The 353-nt window shown below is 72.8% G+C and carries 1 protein-coding gene; it reads right to left on the reverse strand.

Annotated elements, in window-relative coordinates; genetic code table 11:
- A partial coding sequence (locus tag AC1DKD_RS42580) for an FUSC family protein (protein WP_477144916.1) occupies positions 1 to 353 on the reverse strand: 353 nt, incomplete at both ends.

Below are 353 nucleotides of genomic sequence, written 5' to 3' on the forward strand. Positions count from 1 at the left end.
GGCCTGGGTGGCGGGGCGTGCCGTGCCGGGCCGGAGCCAGCGCCACGCACCGGGGGCCAGCACCACCACGATGCCGACGGCGGCGCCAATGACGGTGGCCTGGGTGGCGGGGCGTGCCGTGCCGGGCCGGAGCCAGCGCCACGCACCGGGGGCCAGCACCACCACGATGCCGACGGCGGCGCCAATGACGGTCTCGACGATGCGGTCGCGCAACAGGATGGAGGCGGAGGCGGGGACGACCAGGAGCGTGGACACCAGCGCCAGCGGCGTGACAAAGACCTGGGCGAGAAGGTACTGGCGGATAATGAAGAGCTCGGCGCCGAACTGGCAAAGCGCCATGACCAGTACCGTCC

Source organism: Cupriavidus sp. 05T313 (genome assembly GCF_056396665.1).